The sequence below is a fragment of the Pseudomonas sp. AC463 genome (assembly GCF_979253585.1).
The window spans coordinates 1-267 of sequence record NZ_CEEDDZ010000674.1 but is presented as its reverse complement, the minus strand read 5'-3'; the positions used below and the strand labels follow the sequence as shown (position 1 = coordinate 267).

1 pseudogene is annotated in these 267 nt (G+C 62.9%); it reads left to right on the top strand.

The features are described from left to right. Positions 1-267 (top strand): annotated as a pseudogene (locus tag AC0IYH_RS31905) (hydroxymethylglutaryl-CoA reductase, degradative); the annotation flags it as partial.

Genomic DNA, 267 nt, shown 5'->3' with positions numbered 1-267 from the left:
ATCCCGCTGGTGGTGGAGGAGCCCTCGGTAGTTGCGGCGGCCTCGTTCATGGCCAAGCTGACCCGTCCGGCAGGGGGCTTCCAGACCTCCAGTAGTGCGCCGCTGATGCGTGCTCAGGTACAGATCATCGGTGTCAGCGATCCCTACAACGCGCGCCTCAGCCTGCTGCGCAACAAGGACGAGATCATCACCCTGGCCAACAGCCAAGACCAGTTGCTGAACAGCCTGGGCGGCGGTTGCCGTGATATCGAGGTGCACACCTTCATC